Raw genomic sequence first — 267 nt, forward strand, 5'->3', positions numbered from 1 at the left:
CTCCCACTTACCAGCTGGCAAGTAGTAATCGACATCCCCTTCTTCAGTCATAACTGGTGCCACCAAAATATCACTACCAAGCATGTATTGACGATCCAACGTTGCCGTATTTTGGTCCTCAGGGAACTCCAAGTACATTGGACGCATCAATGGGATACCAGCTTCAACTGATTCCTTAGCTTGTCCGTAGATGTATGGCATCATCTCCAACTTCAATTGCGTGAACTTACGCGTTACATCAACGGCTTCTTCGTCGAACAACCAAGG

1 protein-coding gene is annotated in these 267 nt (G+C 46.4%); it reads right to left on the reverse strand.

The genetic code is table 11. The features are described from left to right. Positions 1 to 267 (reverse strand): glycoside hydrolase family 31 family protein (locus MN204_RS20775; protein ID WP_306798831.1); only part of this gene is annotated, 267 nt, incomplete at both ends.

The organism is Oceanobacillus saliphilus (genome assembly GCF_023522835.1).
Classification (GTDB): Bacteria; Bacillota; Bacilli; order Bacillales; family Amphibacillaceae; genus Oceanobacillus; species Oceanobacillus saliphilus.